This window comes from Pseudoalteromonas sp. N1230-9 (genome assembly GCF_032716425.1).
Taxonomy (GTDB): Bacteria; Pseudomonadota; Gammaproteobacteria; order Enterobacterales; family Alteromonadaceae; genus Pseudoalteromonas.
The window spans coordinates 1,822,465-1,842,356 of the sequence record NZ_CP090419.1 but is presented as its reverse complement, the minus strand read 5'-3'; the positions used below and the strand labels follow the sequence as shown (position 1 = coordinate 1,842,356).

General features: G+C 38.4%; 18 protein-coding genes. 14 read left to right on the top strand and 4 right to left on the bottom strand.

Translation table 11 applies throughout. From position 1 onward, the window contains the following. Positions 1 to 82 precede the first annotated feature (82 nt). Positions 83 to 2,575 carry a prolyl oligopeptidase family serine peptidase gene (locus LY624_RS08585; protein WP_341804351.1) on the top strand — a complete coding sequence of 831 codons (2,493 nt, stop codon included), beginning with the start codon at positions 83 to 85 and terminating at the stop codon, positions 2,573 to 2,575. A gap of 29 nt (positions 2,576 to 2,604) precedes the next feature. Here the strand turns inward: LY624_RS08585 and rrtA are convergent, their stop codons facing one another. Beyond that, entirely contained in the window at positions 2,605 to 3,201 is a 597-nt protein-coding gene (gene rrtA, locus LY624_RS08580) for a rhombosortase (protein WP_341804350.1), read from the bottom strand. 85 nt (positions 3,202 to 3,286) lie between these two features. Here rrtA and ggt point away from each other — a divergent pair, with 85 nt between their 5' ends. From ggt to LY624_RS08565, 3 genes are all read left to right on the top strand, one after another. Further along, positions 3,287 to 5,044, top strand: coding sequence for a gamma-glutamyltransferase (gene ggt / locus LY624_RS08575; protein ID WP_341804349.1), 1,758 nt, complete (start codon positions 3,287 to 3,289; stop codon positions 5,042 to 5,044). A gap of 174 nt (positions 5,045 to 5,218) precedes the next feature. Then, a complete protein-coding gene (locus LY624_RS08570) occupies positions 5,219 to 6,913 on the top strand; it encodes an NAD-dependent malic enzyme (protein WP_130150099.1) in 1,695 nt (564 codons plus the stop codon). 143 nt (positions 6,914 to 7,056) lie between these two features. Then, on the top strand, positions 7,057 to 7,773 hold the full coding sequence (locus LY624_RS08565; protein ID WP_341804348.1) for an SIMPL domain-containing protein: 717 nt from the start codon (positions 7,057 to 7,059) through the stop codon (positions 7,771 to 7,773). On the opposite strand, the gene LY624_RS08560 is transcribed toward LY624_RS08565, so the two are convergent. Beyond that, a complete protein-coding gene (locus LY624_RS08560; RefSeq protein ID WP_341804347.1) occupies positions 7,770 to 9,128 on the bottom strand; it encodes a DUF2254 domain-containing protein in 1,359 nt (452 codons plus the stop codon). The two genes, LY624_RS08565 and LY624_RS08560, sit on opposite strands and share 4 nt — an antisense overlap. Positions 9,129 to 9,249: 121 nt before the next feature. Here LY624_RS08560 and LY624_RS08555 point away from each other — a divergent pair, with 121 nt between their 5' ends. From LY624_RS08555 to LY624_RS08535, 5 genes are all read left to right on the top strand, one after another. Next, positions 9,250 to 9,624, top strand: a complete 375-nt coding sequence (locus LY624_RS08555; RefSeq protein WP_341804346.1) for an MAPEG family protein — start codon at positions 9,250 to 9,252, stop codon at positions 9,622 to 9,624. A 3-nt stretch (positions 9,625 to 9,627) separates the two neighbouring features. Continuing rightward, positions 9,628 to 10,539, top strand: coding sequence for a substrate-binding periplasmic protein (locus LY624_RS08550; protein WP_341804345.1), 912 nt, complete (start codon positions 9,628 to 9,630; stop codon positions 10,537 to 10,539). Then, positions 10,529 to 11,167, top strand: a complete 639-nt coding sequence (locus LY624_RS08545; RefSeq protein WP_341804344.1) for a sulfotransferase — start codon at positions 10,529 to 10,531, stop codon at positions 11,165 to 11,167. The genes LY624_RS08550 and LY624_RS08545 overlap by 11 nt, the downstream gene beginning before the upstream one ends. Before the next feature lie 49 nt (positions 11,168 to 11,216). Next, positions 11,217 to 11,789, top strand: a complete 573-nt coding sequence (locus LY624_RS08540) for a tRNA-(ms[2]io[6]A)-hydroxylase (RefSeq protein ID WP_062569088.1) — start codon at positions 11,217 to 11,219, stop codon at positions 11,787 to 11,789. 161 nt (positions 11,790 to 11,950) lie between these two features. After that, positions 11,951 to 12,322, top strand: a complete 372-nt coding sequence (locus LY624_RS08535; RefSeq protein ID WP_341804343.1) for a hypothetical protein — start codon at positions 11,951 to 11,953, stop codon at positions 12,320 to 12,322. Here LY624_RS08535 and LY624_RS08530 read toward each other — a convergent pair. Then, complete coding sequence (locus LY624_RS08530; protein WP_341804397.1) at positions 12,319 to 13,017, bottom strand: metallophosphoesterase; 699 nt, start codon at positions 13,015 to 13,017, stop codon at positions 12,319 to 12,321. The two genes, LY624_RS08535 and LY624_RS08530, sit on opposite strands and share 4 nt — an antisense overlap. Positions 13,018 to 13,320: 303 nt before the next feature. Here LY624_RS08530 and LY624_RS08525 point away from each other — a divergent pair, with 303 nt between their 5' ends. Continuing rightward, positions 13,321 to 14,898: an ATP-binding cassette domain-containing protein gene (locus LY624_RS08525; RefSeq protein ID WP_341804342.1), complete on the top strand. Its 1,578-nt coding sequence runs from the start codon at positions 13,321 to 13,323 to the stop codon at positions 14,896 to 14,898. 372 nt (positions 14,899 to 15,270) lie between these two features. On the opposite strand, the gene LY624_RS08520 is transcribed toward LY624_RS08525, so the two are convergent. Next, the gene (locus LY624_RS08520; protein WP_341804341.1) at positions 15,271 to 16,200 is read right to left on the bottom strand and encodes a hypothetical protein; all 930 of its coding nucleotides are present in this window, start codon (positions 16,198 to 16,200) and stop codon (positions 15,271 to 15,273) included. A gap of 184 nt (positions 16,201 to 16,384) precedes the next feature. On the opposite strand from LY624_RS08520, the gene LY624_RS08515 reads away from it, so the two are divergent. From LY624_RS08515 to LY624_RS08500, 4 genes are all read left to right on the top strand, one after another. Beyond that, positions 16,385 to 17,332, top strand: coding sequence for an HNH endonuclease (locus LY624_RS08515; RefSeq protein ID WP_341804340.1), 948 nt, complete (start codon positions 16,385 to 16,387; stop codon positions 17,330 to 17,332). 300 nt (positions 17,333 to 17,632) lie between these two features. Next, positions 17,633 to 18,028, top strand: a complete 396-nt coding sequence (locus tag LY624_RS08510) for a response regulator (RefSeq protein ID WP_062569081.1) — start codon at positions 17,633 to 17,635, stop codon at positions 18,026 to 18,028. Between the two features lie 7 nt (positions 18,029 to 18,035). Next, positions 18,036 to 18,929 carry an AAA family ATPase gene (locus LY624_RS08505; RefSeq protein WP_341804339.1) on the top strand — a complete coding sequence of 298 codons (894 nt, stop codon included), beginning with the start codon at positions 18,036 to 18,038 and terminating at the stop codon, positions 18,927 to 18,929. Between the two features lie 3 nt (positions 18,930 to 18,932). Further along, complete coding sequence (locus tag LY624_RS08500; protein ID WP_341804338.1) at positions 18,933 to 19,892, top strand: DUF58 domain-containing protein; 960 nt, start codon at positions 18,933 to 18,935, stop codon at positions 19,890 to 19,892.

Genomic DNA, 19,892 nt, shown 5'->3' with positions numbered 1-19,892 from the left:
GCTGTTTATCCTATAAAAATTGCTATTTCATCAGTGCTTCTGCTTAAATAGGGCGAATTATAATAACCCCGTAAGAAGCACTATGAAATTCAAAACCACTGCTAATAAAACGTTAGTGGCTCTCGCAGTCGCATCTAGCTTTATGCTAGCTGGTTGTCAATCAACCGCCTCAACACCTTCTGAAGAACAAGTAACCAATGTAGCCCCAGTTGTTGTTACCCCTGCTGACACAGGCTCAGCTGAAATCACGTTAGAGCAAGCAATGGCTCACCCTGATTGGTTAGGCCGTCAGCCAGAACGTGCTTTCTGGAATGGTGATTCTAACAGCATTGTTTATGCACAAAAGCAACAGGGTAGTGAGTTACGCGATTTATATGTTCAAGCGGTTAATAGTCAGTCTGCATCACAATTAGCGTTAAACAAATTGCACACCGTAGGTGCAAAAAACGCAGTTTACTCAGCTGATAAGAAGCAACAGGCGTATGCATTTGAAGGTAATATCTTTGTTAAAAACTTAAGCACCGGTCAAATTACACAAATTACGCACGACAGCGCACAGCAATCAAAGCCGCAGTTCTTAACGGATGGCAGCCTTGCGTATCGCCAAGGTAATGCATTTTATAAACTTGATTTGGCAACAGGCCGTCAAGTTGAATTAGTTAACTTACACCTAGACGATGCACCTAAAGGTGTGCAAGAGCCAGACACGTATATTGCAAAAGAGCAGCACAAACTAATTGATTACATTGCGCTGACTCACAAAAACAAAAAAGACCGTGAAGCGCGTAAAGAGCAAATTAATGAGCAAAACGACAGTATTGCTAATTCACAGTTCTATTTAGGCAAAGATAAACGTTTAGCAGATGTACAGCTTTCACCAAATGGCCAAGCACTCGTTGCAGTAACCACTGAAAACCGCTCATGGCGTGATGAAGGCGATATCATGCCTAATTACATTGCTGATGATGCTCGCGTAAAAGCTGAAAAAGTACGTCGTCGCGTTGCGGATGAAAAACCAATCAGCTCAGATGTTATTTACATCGACCTTAAATCAGGCGAGCAAACAACCCTTGCATTCGATACCTTACCAGGTTTTGATGAAGACGTTCTTGCAGCTGTTAAGAAAGAAAACTACGCTCGTGATGGCAAAACTTACAAGTCTGAAAAAGCGCCACGCGCTATCAACCTAATGATGGATTGGGGTTGGGATCAAAGTGCTATCCAGTGGAACACAGATGGTTCACACGTGGCTCTTATGCTTGAAGCATGGGATAACAAAGACCGTTGGTTAGCCACTGTTGATACACAAAACAACAAACTTGTTTCACAGCACCGTTTACATGACGATGCATGGGTAAACTACGCATACAACGATTTTGGTTGGTTGAACAACTCAGACACGCTTTACTACTTATCTGAAGAGTCTGGTTACAGCCACATTTACAAAAAGCCACTTAACGGTAAAGCAACGCAGCTTACTAAAGGCCAATTTGTTGTTTCTAACTTAACGTTAACGGCTGATAACTCAGCGATTTACTACAAAGCAAACGTTGAGCACCCAGGTCTCTACGAAATCTATCGTGTAAACCCTGCAAACGGTGAGTCTGAGCAAGTCACTAACCTTGATGGCATGACTGACTACCAGTTAAGTCCAGATGAAAGCAAACTATTGCTAACCCACTCTAAGATTATGTCGCCGCCTGAGCTATATGTTGCTGATGCAAAAGCAAATACCCAAGCAACTCAACTAACGCATACGGTATCTGGTGAGTTCTTAGCGAAGAAGTTAATTGCACCTAAGATTGTTGCTGTGCCTTCAAGCCACACTGATCAGCCAATTTACGCAAAAGTATATTACCCAGCTGATTATAAAGAGGGCGAAACAGGTAAAAACCGTAAAGCGGTTATCTTTAACCACGGTGCTGGTTACCTACAAAACTCACACATGGGTTGGTCTGGTTACTTCCGCGAGTTTATGTTCCATTCACTACTGGCTTCAGAAGGCTACGTAGTCATGGACATGGACTACCGTGCCTCTAAAGGTTATGGGCGTGACTGGCGTACAGCAATTTATCGCCAAATGGGTACGCCAGAAATTCAAGATTTAGCAGACGGCGTAAGCTGGATGGCAGACAACGCTAACGTAGATACACAAGCGGTAGGCACCTACGGTGGTTCTTACGGTGGTTTCATGACGTTTATGGCGCTATTTACACAACCTGATCTATTCCAAGCAGGTGCAGCGCTTCGTCCGGTAACTGATTGGGCTCACTACAATGGTCCTTACACGTCGAACATCTTAAATCACCCAGATGTTGACCCAATTGCGTATGAGAAGAGTTCACCAATTTATTTTGCGGAAGGTTTGAAAAATCGCTTATTAATCAACGCACCTATGGTAGATGACAACGTATTCTTCCAAGACTCAGTACGCTTAGTGCAGCGTTTAATTGAGCTTGAAAAAGAAAACTTTGAAACAGCTATTTTCCCAGTTGAACCACATGGCTTTGTACAGCCATCAAGCTGGTTAGATGAATACCGTCGTATTTATAAGTTGTTCAAAGAAACGCTTTAGTTTTAGAACTTATACAAAACAGCCACTTATTAGTGGCTGTTTTTATATGTAGACTTTAAAACATTTAAAAATACTGGCAAAGCCAGTACTGTGCCACCAAGTGCACCAATCAAATGAGCATCTATAGCCACATTTGATGCAATTAATTGGCTAACTGAATCACTAGGGCCTGCAATTTGCTCCCAAATAACTTTCGCCCATGTGCCTACGAACAACAACCAGCCTGAAAATAGGCCTGCTTGTACGTCTTTTACCGATCCCCAAATTATTACACCATGCAGTAATGCACTAAGTCCCGTATAAATATAAATATCAGGGCAAAATAACCACACGCCTAATCCACACCAAAGTGCAAGAACAGCGATGTTAAAAGCGTATCTAAATGGTGATGTATGTTCAGCATGTAATGCCCATATTAAAAAAATACCAGCGCAATTTAATAAAAGATGAGGCCAATTTGCATGAACGAATTGACTAGTGAAAATCCGCCAATATTCACCATTTGTAACTAACAACCGGTTAAATTCTAAATAATCATTTAGATTAAATGCCGCAAAAAAAGAGCTTAGTAAGATTAAACATAGGGGAGGAAGTACATATAGTGGTTTCAGGGGCAGGTTGATCATGTTATTTTTATAGCTTAGAAATTTTTTGCATATTGTGCACGTTTCACACCAAGATGCCAATTAAACAACCGGGATTTAGTTTTTTATGTTTTTTAAAACCAAAGCACTTATCGTGCTCTCTTCTTCATTACTGTATTGTTCAACACTTTTAGCAGCACCGGCAAAAATTGAAACAAGAGAACCAGAAGCTGCAACGGGATTTGCTCATAAGCAAGTCGTTGAAGGCGATAAATATATGGTCGCAGCAGCCAATCCTTATGCTGTAAAAGCAGGGCAAAAAATGCTTGAACAAGGCGGTACAGCCGTTGATGCAGCAATCGCTACTCAACTCGTCCTTACATTAGTTGAGCCACAATCATCAGGCATAGGTGGTGGCACCTTTATGATGTACTTTGATAACAAGTCAAAGACCTTAACAAGTTTTGATGGCCGTGAAACTGCGCCTAGTAATGCGGATGAAACACTGTTTTTAGATGAGCACGGTAAAGCGGTAAAATGGATTGAAGCGGTGGTTGGTGGTCGCTCAGTGGGTGTTCCGGGTATTTTACATGCCTTTGCATCAGCTCATAAGCGCTACGGCAAGCTTTCGTGGGAAACGTTATTTCAACCTGCAATTGCCCTTGCAGAACAAGGATTTGTTGTTTCGCCTCGCTTGCATAAGTTACTAGCTAAAGAACTAAATCCTGGGGTTACAAAGTTACCTGTTATTCGTGATTACTTTTTTCCAGACGGAAAGCCGCTCGCTATTGGCACTGTTAAGAAAAACCCTGAGCTTGCAGCACTTTATAAAGAAATAGCAAAACGAGGTATTGATGCTTTTTACAAAGGCGAAAATGCACAACAACTTGTTCATGCAGTGCAAAATTCAATTGTAGCGCCAGGCACACTTCGCGTAGAGGATTTAGCAAACTATCAAAGCAAAGAGCGTGCGCCAGTGTGTGTTGATTATCATCAATATGAAGTGTGCTCAATGGCACCACCTAGTAGTGGGGGAGTTGCTGTGTTACAAATTCTAGCCTTGCTTGAGCACAAAGAAATGGCAAAACTTGAACCTAACTCAGTACAAGCGCTTCATTATTTTACTCAAGCATCGCGTTTAGCTTTTGCCGACAGAAATGTATACATGGGTGACCCTGATTTTATGGCAATTCCTACCGCAGGCTTGTTAAACAAAGAGTACATTACCAGTCGCGCTAAACTTATTTCAGAGAAAGATGTTCATGCCGAAGCAGGCACGCCGCCTAACTCACTTGCTTATGCACAAGATGATGCGTATGAATTGCCATCAACAACTCATGTATCTATTGTTGATAGTGAAGGTAATGCGGTTTCGATGACAAGCTCTATTGAAATGGCGTTTGGTTCAACAGTCATGGTGAACGGGTATATTTTAAACAATCAACTGACTGATTTTGCTTTATCGCCAACAAAAGATGGTAAACCTTTAGCAAATCGTGTTGAAGCAGGTAAACGCCCGCGAAGCTCAATGTCGCCTGTAATGGTGTTTAACAAAGACGGTAGCTTGCGCTTAGTGGTTGGTTCACCCGGTGGTAGTCGTATCATTGATTATGTAGCGCAAGTGGTTGTTGGTGTGCTTGATTGGAATTTAGACGCGCAAGAAGCGATAAACTTACCACGCATTACAAACCGAAATAATTATACCAGCCTTGAAAAAGGCACCGAGCTTGCAAATCATAAAGCTGATTTTGTTAACCGTGGACACAATATTCGCATCTTAGATTTAAACTCTGGTTTACATGCTGTTGAACTAAAAGAGGGTAAACTTTACGGCGCTGCTGATCCGCGTCGTGAAGGTATCGCTTTAAGTGATAAAAGCCATTAAAAACGTGCTCAGCAGCCTTAAAGCTGCTGAGTTTTCATGTATACTAAAGAGTATGCAGTTTAGAGCATAAAATTCATTTTCTTCAATGGTCTGACAAGGTGGATTGTCATTGCAATTTCACCTTCAACAGTAATAATGTCAGGTCATAATTATGACGCATCAAAGCTTGGAAATATGACTACAAATACCGATCCAAATTATCTATATATTCCTTATTCAGGCCCAGGCCTTATTGAAACGCCGCTATTAAACAAAGGCAGCGCTTTTTCACAAAAAGAAAGAGAAAGTTTCAACTTAGCTGGCTTATTACCTCCTCGTTACGAGACTATCGAAGAGCAGGTTGAGCGTTGTTATCAGCAATATTCAAGCTTTAGCGACAACCTAAATAAGCACATTTACTTACGCGCAATTCAAGATAACAACGAAACCTTATACTACCGCTTAGTGCGTGATCATCTTGAAGAAATGATGCCTATCATTTACACACCAACAGTAGGTGATGCGTGCGAAAAATTCTCGGATATTTACCGCAGTGCCCGTGGTTTATTTATTTCTTATGAAGATCGTTTCCAAATTGATGATATTTTACGTAATGCTACAAAAGGTAAAGTTAAAGTTATCGTTGTAACGGACGGTGAGCGTATTCTTGGTTTAGGTGACCAAGGTATTGGTGGCATGGGTATTCCAATCGGTAAATTATCACTTTACACAGCGTGTGGTGGTATTAGCCCTGCTTATACATTACCTGTAATGCTTGATGTTGGTACAAATAACGAAAAACTGCTTAATGACCCAATGTACATGGGCGCACGTCATAAGCGTATCTCACAAGACGAGTATGATGAATTCTTAGAATTATTTATTAAAGCCGTTAAACGTCGCTGGCCTAGTGTGCTGTTACAGTTTGAAGATTTTGCACAACCGAACGCAATGCCTTTACTGAAACGTTACCGTAACGAAATTTGTAGCTTTAATGATGATATCCAAGGAACAGCTGCTGTGACTGTGGGTTCATTACTTGCTGCATGTCGTGTAAAAGGTGCTAAGCTTTCTGAGCAAAAAGTAGTGTTTGTTGGCGCAGGTTCTGCTGGCTGTGGTATCGCTGAGCAAATTATCAGTACTATGGTTGCTGAAGGCATTAGCGATGAGCAAGCTCGTTCTCAAATCTTCATGGTTGACCGTTTTGGTCTACTTACTGAGGGTATGGAAGGTTTACGTGATTTCCAAGATGCACTAGCTCAACCGAAAGCACACTTAAGTGAGTGGACTTACAGTGGTGAGTACGCATCACTTCTTGATGTAATGCACTGTGCACAACCAGACATCTTAATCGGTGTATCTGGTCAACCTGGATTATTTACAGAGCAAGTTATTCGTGCAATGCATGCATCATGTGCACAGCCAATTATTTTCCCATTGAGTAATCCATCGAAGCAAGTGGAAGCGCTTCCTGCAGATGTAATCGAGTGGACAGACGGCCAAGCAATCGTTGCTTCAGGTAGCCCATTTGATCCTGTTAATTACAATGGCCAAGTATTTCCAATTCCTCAATGTAACAACAGCTACATCTTCCCTGGTATTGGCTTAGGCGTTATTGCAGCTAAAGCAACCCGTATTACAGATGCAATGTTAATTGTTTCAAGTGAAACGTTAGCAGAGTCATCGCCTCGCGCTAACACTGGTAAAGGTAGTTTGTTACCAGCCTTAACTGAGATCCAAGCTTTAAGTAAACGTATTGCTTTTGCTGTCGCTAAAAAAGCGATGGAAGAGGGCGTTGCACTAGAATTAAGCGATGAAGCTTTATGGGCTGCAATCGAAAAGAATTACTGGTTACCTGAATACCGTAACTACAAACGTCGTAGTATTTAATTCTTTATTTCTATTTAGAAAAAACAGGCTTTTAAGCCTGTTTTTTTTATCGTTATTAAAAAATTTGCGCAATCACCTTGTTCATATTGAATTAACCCTTTAAGGTGATAATGATAGGAGTTTATAGTTAAGGAACATGAATTATGCGTAAGTTCGTTTTTGCCACAATTGCCAGTGCAATCAGTTTAAATGTATTTGCTCAATCAGCACCTGATTCACCTCATATCTACATTCAAGGCCAAGCAACCGTTACCGCTATTCCTGATAACGTCAAGCTGACAGTGGGTATCGTCGAAGTTGATAAAGACCTAATAGCAGCAAAAAATAAAGCTGACACCACAATGGCTAAAGCGATAAAGTTAGCCAAAAGCCAAGGTGTAGATGAAAAAGGTATTTATGCTTCTAATATCTCGATTCATAGGCAAACTGAATACAATAGAGAAACAGGTAAACAAAATTTTGTTGGTTACCGTGTAACGCGAAGCTTATCTTTGACTCTAGAAGACTTAAAAAAATACCCAGTTTTATTACAACAACTTGTTGATTCAGGTATTAATGAAATAAATCAAACTCAATTTGTTTCTAGCCGCTATGATGAACTGCACAAACAAGCACAAAAGCTCGCAATAAAAGATGCCAAAGCAGCAGCAAAAGAGTTTGCTAGTGATTATGGTGTAGAGCTTAAAGGTTTATATACGGCTTCGAACAGTCCTCTAAGGAGCGATGTACAACCGTATATGCGTGCTGAAAAAATGATGGTTGCCGCAGATGCATCAGGTAACTACGTGCCTGATTCCTATCAAAGTGGTGAAATCACCATCACGGCCAGTAGTTACGCTGTTTACCTCATCGAAAATTAATCTTCAGAATTGGTGGTAAATTTTGCCACCAATTTTTCCCCTTTGTCTTCAGATATTCTCGCAATTGCTTTTAGCATGTTGGTAATTTGCTCTCTGTCGTAATCATTATTTGTATTGCGGTCTATATCCTCTACTATCGCCTCTAAATAAATGAATAGGCTCTCTGTGGCTTCACTGTTTTCAGACGATCTAAATAGAATATTTTTAAATGCTTCGAGTACATTAACCATTACATAGGCATCACCCTTGGCGTAATTGCGTATAGGGGTAAAGTTATCGTGCAATAGCTCGTCAAAAGATGTTTCGTGGAGATATAAATACGGCTTATCACCCTCAGCATGCTTCAGCGAGTAGTTCACATCGCTAATATTGAGCCTTTTAATAAGTAGAATACTCAACATATCAATCGCTTTTACTGCCGTACCAGGATCATTAATACCTGGGCTCATTGCTTTTACTGCGATTTCAGAAATTTGCGTCATACCATAGCGGTAATGGTCACGAATGTATTCTTCGATATAAAAAATAAAACAAGCAAGCAGCTCTTCTACAAGTTCAGGTTTATCTGATAAATCCGTATCACACTTTAAAAAGGGATAACCTTTAACCGTAAAAAAACCTTGTTTAACCGAGATATAAATTCTGATGTTATGTTTTTTACACAAAGCACATAATTTATCACTGTGTGCACCTTTAAAGTAACCTTCTGTTTTACTTTTAATGCTATGCCAATCATCAAAGCGAGGAAAGTCGTTAACAGGGTTCTCCTCCTGCATTGAAATAATACTCTTTAGCTCAGCTTTGGTATTCTTGAACAAATCATTGAGAACATTATCCACTTGAATTGCTTTAGAAATTGAGTGAATAAAGTAAACAAAAAAGCCCAATGAAATAAGGCCAAAAATTAATGAAAACAAGATGCCTAAAGAAGGGATCCCCGTATCTCCATCTCCAATAGTACGGATATTAATAAGCATAATAATGGTGTAAATAATGCTGCCTAAATAGAAACCCAGTACAAGTTGATGTGATTTACGAGTAATTAGGCCAGGTAGTACTCTGGGAGATAGGCCGGCACTGGCACTATTTAATACAATCATTACCATCGAAAAGCTAAATACAGTGAGTGAAATAATACTGCCTGCTAGTGTACTTAAGATAGTTCTGGCGTTTTCTTCACTGTCGACCAGTAACACACCAATTAGCTCTTTAAATTCCATCGATAAAGACGAATATTCAATAGCCGTTGTCACTAAAGCAAAAACTAAAAACATCACCGAGAGCATAGATGGGTAAAACCCTATACTGCTTATCATTTCTCGGTAGTTATCGGCTAATTTTCTTGGCGTAAACATGCACTTCCTTAAGAACAGTTAGACTTTCGATATGATCAAGTCATAATAGTTAAGAATATACAAACAGCCTAGCAATAAACTTGGCTAAGCGTCTAATGTTAAATAAAAATTTGGAAAAAATGTGATTGTTTCAATATTTGCAGCCGTTTTGGCGATAATGTACATCCAGTTAAGTTTTAGGGTAATTAAACTACGCAAAAAGAAGAAAATCTCGTTGGGAGACGGCGGAGACAGCACATTAAATGCTGCAATTCGCACCCACGGAAATTTTATCGAATACGTGCCTTTTTCGTTGATTCTGCTATTTTTAGTAGAGTATCAAGGTCTTTCAAGCCATTACTGCTATGTTTTAGGGTTAATGTTAGTCGTCGGACGCATTTGCCACAGTTACGCACTAGCAGAAAATCAATTGAAATTCCGTGTTATTGGTATGGCGCTTACATTTTTAACGATGTTATTAAGCGCAGTTTTATTATTAATTACACGAGTTATTTAGCTTATGCAAACGTCTGTTTTTACACTTGCCTTTTTTTTATATTGTCAAAGCGTGTTTGCAAGTGTAAAAATAGACAATCCAACATCAAGCATAACTTCAGAAAATCAAACGCTCCGTGTTGTCTATCCTAAGACCATGCCGAATTTAGATGAAGACGTGCTTTATCCGCTCATTTTACTTCGCTCTGCTTTAGAACAGAGTGGTGTAAAGTTCACACTAACTCCTTCTAAGCATCTTCTAGGTCAAAGCCGCGTACTAAGACAAATAGAAGTTGGTGGAGAGATCAACGTCAACTGGACCATGACAACGATTGAGCGAGAGCAACGATTATTCCCGTTAAGAGTGCCTTTGTTTAAAGGTTTATACGGATGGCGTTTACTTTTAACAACCCAATCGCAATTAAAACAGCTAGAGCAACTGCACACGTTAGATGATTTAAAAACGGTTTACTTCGTTCAAGGGCAAGACTGGCCAGATACAAAAATATTACGAGATAACGGACTAGTTGTATCTACCTCTTTAGATTATACGTCACTTTTTAACATGCTAAATAAAGGGCGAGGGCAATTGTTTCCTCGTTCAATTTTGGAAGTGGATATAGAAAAAGCAATGTTTGAAAATGATATGGAACTTGAAGTGTTACCACAACTCATGCTGAAATACCCAAGCCCAATATATTTCTTTTTTAATAAGAACAACACTGACATTGCTGACGCAGTGACTAAAGGTATTAACATCATGCGTGAAAATGGTGAATTTGATCGCCTTTTTTATAAATATAATGGTGCAGCAATCAATAATGCCAGCATACACACTAAGACTATTATAGAATTAGAGAACAAAGATTTACCTCCACTAACCCCAGTAGACGATGCGTCTTTGTGGTTAACAATACAGACTGTGAATGAAAAATAAGATATTTATAATCGGTTTGCCACGCACAGGCACAACCAGCATATGCCATAGCTTTTTAGAGCTAGGATATAAAACCGCACACACTGCTTATACCCAACAATCAATTCACAGCGCAGAAGTAATTGCCGATACCCCTGTGTTCAATGAATATAAACTACTCGACAAGCACTTTGATAATTGTAGATTTATTAATTTAGAGCGTGAGCTAACTAAATGGTTGCCATCAATAAGACAACTACTTACAAGAATGCATACCAACTTAATGCGAGAAGATGGTGGTTTTAATACTCACCTTAAACGTTGTTACTTAGATACTTTTGGCCGTTTTAATTTGTCCGATATTGAATCTGACGAATACCTAACACAGTGTTATAACCGCCACCAAAATCAAGTTTCTGAGTATTTTAGAGGGCGAGAGCACCAGCTCTTGTCTTTGGATGTTGCTGATGAGCAAAGTCCTAAACTACTACAAAGCTTTCTTCAAACAGAGCAAACTATCACCTTTAAACCACTGAATATAGCGGGCAAAGTAACAGCTTGGAATGACATTAAACACCCTAACAAAGTGGCCTCTACACGAAATGGAAAAATAGATAAGTCACTGGGTTACAATCACAAGATTTTATAACGTAAATACGCTAAAATCGCCGCCATTATTAGTTAAGTTGTTCACTATTATGTTTGAATTAAAATATCACACGCCATTTGAATGGACTGAAGGTGTTCTTGCAGACTTTGATACCTTCTTGCAAGACCATGCCGCAGCTGAAAAAAAAGCTTCTGGTATGGCTATGTCAATGCTATCTCATTATCCAGATCGTCGTAAGCTGGTTAAAGCTATGACTGATTTAGCTTTAGAAGAGATGATTCATTTTAAACAAGTACTCAAGCTTTTAATGGAACGTGATGTTTCATTAGGTAATGATCAAAAAGATCCTTATATTAAGAATATTCGCGCATTATTCAGAAACGGCCGTGATGAGTTTTTAATGGACCGTTTATTAGTCGCTGGCGTCATTGAAGCGCGAGGTCATGAACGCTTCTCTTTAGTTGCAGAGGCACTTCCTGCTGGTAAAGAAAAAGATTTTTATGTAGCTATCGCTAAATCTGAAGAAAAACATAAAAACTTATTTGTAGAACTTGCATACGAATACTTTGACAAAGCAGAAGTGGATACAAGATTAGAAGAGATCCTCGTTGCTGAAGCAGAAATTTGTAAGCAAATTCCATTTACAGCTGCACTGCATTAACGTTGATAACGTATTAGGTTTTACCTGATACGTTAAACAACATTTAAAACAATAACTAAGTGTTTAGAGAATACTTAACCCACAACAAATTGATTAAATAAACAGCAAGCATTCATCTTTCTCTCCTATAGTTAAAAGTAATTAACTGTGAGGATAGAAGCATGAAATGGATGATGACTCTCACTACGCTTTCATTAATAGGGATTGTAATCACAGGTAACTCGATTTACTCCGAGGTTAAACTCTTTAGCTCAAATGATAAGCCACGCGAAATAACCGCAAGTATGTATCGCTCACTCATATGGCATAGCGATATCTACAAAGATGAAGAGTTTTTGCAAGTCGCTAGAAGCTATTTTAGTGATGGTAAGATTGATACGCTTGAATATACAAAACTAACAAACCTAGCTAAGAAGAGCAGTGGACCTATAATCTATCTGCAGCAAACAAATGAGCAACTTTGGCACGCCCGCTATCAATATAAACAATACCTCGAAGAAAACGCAGTGACGAGACTTGCCACTTTACATTAAAAGGCTTTGTACTGATTAATTAAAGGTTCAAGCTCTACAATCGTTGGCTTCCCGCCAAGGTAGTTGGTATCTATATGATAAGTGTTGCCAAGCCAATAGGCGCGTTGAGTTGTGTTATGACCATGGATAGAAAAATCAACGCTCAGGTTATCTTCAACTATCTTCTGCTTTGCTATTGTTCGTTCCCACAAAAGTGCAGACACAGCAAATTGTTTATTTTTCGAAGGGACCAACCAATTCCAATTATGCGATACAGTGTGTGATAAACCTATTTTAACACCTTGATAATCTAACAAATATGAAAGAGGGCGTTTGCGTAAGTAATTGCAAACAAATTCAAGTTCATCATCACTTGCATCTATATGCCAGCGACCACCATTTTTAACCCATAACGAAAAGTAGGCTTCATCATGTGCCAATAATGATTCCAGCAACATATGTTCGTGATTACCCAATGACATGTAAACACCCAACTCAATAAAGCGTTGAAGAAGCTTTACGCTATCATTACCTCTATCTATAACATCACCAAGCGAAAACAGCACATCGTGATTTTTATCAAAATTAACAGATTTAAGCGCTTGTTCAAATTTTGCTAAGTCAGCATCTAAATCGCCAATAACAAAGACCCGCTTGTTTTTATCTAACTGAAGTTTAACTTGCGTTTGGTTTTGTAATACAACTTGGCAATTCACTAAATTCAAAATGTAGTCCTTCAAGCATTCAATGACTTAAGACTAGCATAACTCGTTGCTATTTAGGTATTAACTGGTTATTATCTAACCTCATTTTTTAGGAGTTACCGCCAACATGAACATCTAAACCTGTTATCCAATTTCATTTTTATCTTTTTGGACCAACAGGGTTAGTAGGCGTTGCTCACTATCACTTACACTATATTACTTCTCGTGTGATCAAGCGCTTAATACCAATTCGCTTAATAATGATTAAGTGTTATTGTGAATTGGTATCACTGCCCCTGTAATACAGGAGGCACTATGCCACAACTTCAAGCTTTTAATTTATGTTACCAACATGGCAATGGCGATGTTGTATTTAACGACCTTTCATTCTCACTCACAGCTAAAGTTGCTGCCTTAGTCGGCAAAAATGGCTGTGGTAAATCTATATTAGCGTCAATACTCGCGAAGCAAAAAGAGCCTAGCTCTGGCACGGTTGTTTGCCATTCAACCCTTGGCTTTTATAAGCAAATGAACGATGTAAATCAGGCTGAAAACCAAACAATTGCTGAGGCTATTGGCTTAGAGCCTGTATTTAATGCCCTTGATGCTATAAACCAAGGGCAAGTTACAGAGCAAAACTTTACTTTGCTTGAGGGTAATTGGGATTTACTAGATCGCTTTAACGCAGAGCTTTTAAGGCTAGGCGTAAAAAGCAAAACCCCTAATACCTTTAGCAAACATTTAAGCGGCGGCCAGCTTAGTCAATTAAAGCTTTGGGCACAGTTAAACTGCCTTAAGCTTGGCATTTTAATACTGGATGAACCATCTAACCACTTAGATGCAAAAGGCAAAAGCTGGCTTATAAATCAAATACACAACTTTAAAGGGCAATTATTACTAATAAGTCACGATCAAGAATTGTTAGAACAAGCCCATGAAATTTGGGAGCTAACAACCCTTGGTTTAACACAATATGGCACGTGTTTTTCTGAGTACCAAACGCAAAAACAGCAACAAGTTTATGCTCTTGAAAACAAGTTAAACCACGTTGTTAAACAGCAAACTAAACTCAAAGCAGCAGAGCAACTACAAAAGCAAAAAGCACAAAAGCGAGCAAACCAAGGTGCAAAACTTAGAAAGTCTGGCAGCCAACCCAAAAAGTTAATGGATACCAAAAAAGATAAAGCCAGCGCCAATTTATCATCACAAATCAAAAATACCGCTAAGCGAGAGGGTGAACTCACTCGAAATAAACATGAGCTCTCTAGCCAGCTTGAACAAACTAAAGCGCAGCAATTTTATTTAGCGCAATCTGTTGAGATTAAACACCACAAAGTGCTTAGCTTGAAGGACGTTCTATTAGCGCACGGCACACAAAAACCAATTAATTTACAGGTGTTCAGTGATGATAAAATTCATTTAGCGGGTGCTAATGGCACTGGTAAATCAACCTTACTTAAAACTCTGACATACGACATACCAGTAAAAGCAGGGCAGTTACATTGCAATCAAGCACTCTATTATTTAGACCAACATTTTACATTAATAAACGACGAGCTAACCCTGCTTGAAAACATCATGCTTTACTGCAAAAACCTAGATGAGAGTACCGCACGTACTCTACTTGCCAGTATTGGCTTTAGAAAAGATGCTGTTTTTAAACATGCCGTATTTTTAAGTGGTGGCGAGAAAATGAAGCTCGCCATGTGTATCGTCAGTAATATTGAAAGCACCGCATTTTTGTTACTCGATGAGCCCGATAATCATCTCGACCTTGAATCAAAACAGCTTTTAGCTCAGTCATTAAAGGGTTTTAAAGGCGGCTTTATACTCGTAAGCCATGATAAATACTTTGTAGAAAGCATCGGCTATAGTAGGCAAATTGTGTTATAAAATAGCTAGTTATAAATAAGCGTGCTAGGGTGGTTGTAGGTACATTACAATGAATTTACCCATGGCTTACAAATTACCAAGAAGTGGCTGTTTCATCATCCACCTCAACCCTCGATCCCTGTATGGGCCACTATTTACGGCGTGGGTTTTGTCGTGCTGCATGAAATAGCACTAGGTGAAATACCTATATATCTCGGTATCTTTTTGACTTTGTTCAAATGCACTTGGCTATTAGGCACTAACTTAAAGTTAGAGCGTCTAGCTCGTTTGGGTTAGGGAAGTGGAACTGCCATCGTTACCAGGCTTTAAGTAAAACGCTGGTAACGAGTAAATTTAGGGAATTTGCTTTCGGCTGGAAAGGGGTTTACATAGTTATATTAGTTTTCGTTTTTGAAGCTCAAAAAGTACTTCATCTGAAAGTGCATGTATCCAACTAATTTCTTTTAACTGTCTGCATGTTAAACCAGCAATTGCTTCAAAGACAAGTTCTGCTGAACTTTTCTCGTCCTCTTTTGATGTTTTAAACAGATAAAATGCGATCTCAACAAACAATAACCAAGTGAACATATCCAAACGGTGAAAAATAATGATTTCTAAAGTGTCGAAATGAACATTTAATTTTTGTTTGTGAAACAGTAAAGCAATTGTTTTAACTTTCTCTATATAAGGAAAGGTTTCACCAGGTATCAAAAGTCTTTTAAAACTTGCCGTATGTGAGTCTTCTTCTAAAGGTTTTACACTCATTACTTCAAAGTAATGACATAAAAAACTTTTAAAAGTCATAATCCTCTCATCATCCGTCAATAACTCCTGATTAACTTTATAACCCCAAGATTTTTCGATAAAAAGTTGTACATCACTCTCAGTTCTTTTTAGTAACACTTTTGTTTCTAGCATTAATGCAACTGAGTCGGTAACTTCAAATAGTGCATCTTTAAATACACCAAAGTTCTGCGTGTCAGTTTGCTCTTTCAGCACATTCTTAGTTTCTTCTAATTCACGCTTCTGTACTTTAAGTGCTTCACGAGAGCCAAGCCAAGTTTGATATAAAAGTATTACTGAAGCTAACAAAAGAAGGGGCGATATTGCGTTATTTAAATAAATAAAGGAATTCATCCATTTATCCATAGGCCATGAATATTCAAAATTAAAACGTTTTTCAAAAACAATTGCTAAAGTTAAACACCCTAATAAAACTATTAACACTACTAAACTAACTAAATTTTTCCCTAATGATTCTATCAAATACTTCACAAGCATTCCCCCGTATAAAAACTCCTTTTTTACACGAATCTCAATCACTTAACAACTAAGCAGCTCGATTTATAGAGCGAATAATTGCACCATTACTTTGAATGTTTGCTACTACAACATCCACCACTTCTCGAGCAATGTATGCATAATAAGCTTAAGTGCTTTGATTATATATGTTAAATTAGCTAAGTTTTTAAATTGCTGAAAACTTCAGAATTAAAAAGGGATGTTGATGCAAAATAGTGAAAGATTACTTGTTAAAGTTGGAAGTGATTTTCCATCGCGACTTAAAGAAGTTGAAGAAGCATTAGTACTATTCTGTGTTCAGGGAAGTGTTGGTGGCGTCAGTGAAAACACTATGGAATTTATTAAATGGCTTGTTAAAACTTTGCATGAGCAGATTGGAGCGCTAGATATTTGGACAAGGGAAAATAACACCAGATTAGAGTTTGGTAGATTCAAGCCGAATAAAGGCTTTGCAATTTTCACCCTTAACTTTCAAAGTAAGCATCCAAGGTTTTATGTTGCAGGAATAAAGTCAGTTAAAGAAAAGCTTACTGACATGCAAGTCGAAAGGGCTAAGCCACTTTCCATAGCTTATCATCGTGAAATAATAAATGGGGTTCGTGCTAAGGGTTACTATAAATCCAGATTACCAAAACCTGAACAGCGTTCAGAAACATTTATCTTTAACCTACAGTTAAAGTGTAGTCTCATAGATGCTAAGCCAAATAAACAGAATACGTCTTCGGCGCGTGATAGTGATGCTCAAGGAAAGTTTAGATTGAATGCATTTCGTGTATACGGCAGAAAATGTATTATAACAGGTGATGCACCGAAATCTGCTTTAGAGGCAGCACATATAGTACATCACAAGACTTCAATACTTGATGAGTCTTTTCACCCATGGAATTGCTTGCTATTGAGAAGAGACATCCATGGTCTCTATGATTCAGGGGATATCATTATAGATTCTGACTTTAAAGTGTTGGTGAATAATGAACAGTTAAATGAAATGGATAGCTATAAAAATCTTGATGGTTCTGAATTAAATATTTCAAATATTAATCATAGTGCCTTAGGCATTTCCGAGAATAAATTTATTGAGCTATTAAAAGATCAATTAAATAAGCGGAATAACGACATGTTTGGCAAAGTTATATTTTGGCCTGTTGATTAGGTTTCATTCAGCTGTAAATACTGACTTAAACTGAAAATAAAGTGGGTAAGCTAGCAATTCTAATTCCCACTTTTAATTATTTTAGTTAATTTAACATAATATAAATTATAGGAAGTTAAGTATCTATACATAGACATACCTATCCTCTGTACATACTAAGTCCAATACTAGACGGTATCGGACATTAAGGGGGTATTTTATCATATTATTCATTTTATTAGTGTCTGTTTCTTGAGCTTACTTATCTCATGACTTATATTAAAACTATCAACTTGAGATGTAACGATAAGATGTAACAATATGGAATTTGTGAAGCCGTTAGAACCTATTTTGATAATTGATGATATGCAAGACATCAGAGATTATCTAAACCAAATTTTGACTGGTCTTGGCTTTGAAGATATTTTAGAAAGTCGAGACTTTGAATCAGCTAAAACTGTTATCGAAGAAAAGTCACCGAACGTTATCTTTCTAGATATTGAGCTACCCAATACTGATGGTACGGAAATTCTTGAATACTTAAACGACCATCATCCACATACACATGTTGTTATGTGCTCTGGCCATAACAGTCTTGAGAATGTTCAAAACACTTGGGAACTTGGTGCTAAAGGTTTTATCGCCAAACCATTCAACGCAAAAAAAGTCGACTCTGTTATGAAACGTCTAGAATTGATGGAAACCATAACAAATTAAGTAGTTTATGAATTCGACAATCCAACTCATTATAGATGACCTATCAACGGTTATTTTTGGTAAGCAACAACAAATCAAACTCTCCCTTACGTGTTTATTTAGTGAAGGCCACCTGTTAATTGAAGATTTACCAGGCATGGGAAAAACCACGTTATCTCATGCACTTGCCGCAGTGCTTGGCTTGTCGTATCAACGTATACAATTTACCAGTGACTTATTACCTTCTGACATTCTTGGTACTAACATCTTTGATGCTAAAGAACATAGTTTTTCATTTCATCAAGGTCCTGTATTTAGCCAAGTTGTTTTAGGCGATGAAATTAACCGTGCAGGTCCTAAAACACAAAGTGCACTGTTAGAAGCAATGGAAGAAAAACAAGTAACGGTAGATTCGGTTAAACACGCCCTACCATCACCATTTTTTGTGATTGCTACGCAAAACCCTGTGCATCAATCTGGCACTTATCCGTTACCAGAATCACAATTAGACCGCTTTTTCATGCGTATTAGTTTAGGTTTTCCTGATAAACACGCTGAGAAAAACCTCATTTTAGGTTTAAATAATCGTAATTATGATGACTTGCCTGTTCGCATAAACCCTGAGCAACTTACTGTTATTCAAAAAGAAATAAACACTGTAACGATAAGCAACGCAGTGGTTGATTATATCCTTGAGCTCGTTGCGTATACTCGCCAAGATAATCATTTTGTAAACCCACTATCTCCAAGAGCCAGTATTGCGCTTGCCCGCGCTGCAAAGTCATGGGCGTATATTGAAGGTCGTGATTTTGTGATGCCTGAAGACGTACAAGCGGTTTTTCCAAGTGTGACTGACCACAGGCTTGGCTTAAACGCAGGTGATAGCGGCTATGCGCTAAAACATGTGCCTGTAAGCTTATAAAACATGTTTAAGCGCCCTGCTTTTGTTAATCAATTTCGTCAATCGGTTTTTAATAAGTTATTAAAAAACAAGCATAAATCTAACGAAATTGAGCTTCAACATAAAACGATTTATGTATTACCCTCAAAACTCGGTGGGCAGTTTTTACTGATTGCACTACTTAATTTTGTAATGGGCATTAACTATCAAAACAACCTGATTTTAGCCATGGCGTATTTAATGGTGGTTGTTTTGCTGTTTGCGATACTCACCGGCTATAAAAATGTAAGGGGGTTATCAGTTAAATACCAGTCAGTTAATGGAAGTTATGCGCCAGAAGCCCCTTTTGCGCGCTTTCAAGTACAAGCACAATCACACTGTGAACTTATAAAACTAGTTAATGAAAACCTTGAATCTGAAACTGTGTCACTACAAAATAAAGAGAAAAAGACCGTTGAAATAGCACTTAAATACAGTGAACGTGGTGCTTATGACTTTGATAGAGTTAAAATTATTAGTCACTTTCCATTTGGTTTAGTGTCTGTGTGGAGTTACATAGAGCCAACAGAAACGGTGTATGTTTACCCACAGCCTATCGCTTCTGAAAAGCTTGATACTCAGCTCCATGACAATGACGAACACGACGGCGATAACGCACAAGTTAAAGCGGGTAATGATGACTTTCATCAACTTACCCCTTTTGTGCAAGGTACAGCGCTTAATAAGGTATCGTGGAAACACTACGCTAAAACTCAGCAGCTATTAACGAAAGAGTTTACCAGTGATGCATCACAGGAATTAGCGCTTAATTTCAATATGATAACTGGCAATAACGAACAACGTTTAAGCCAATTATGCTTTTTGGTAAACCAATTAACCGATCAACACATGGCTTTTTCGTTAACCTTGCCCAAGAAATACATTGCTAAAGGCCAAGGGATCAATCATCAAAAAGCCTGCCTGCAAGCATTAGCGGAGTTTTAA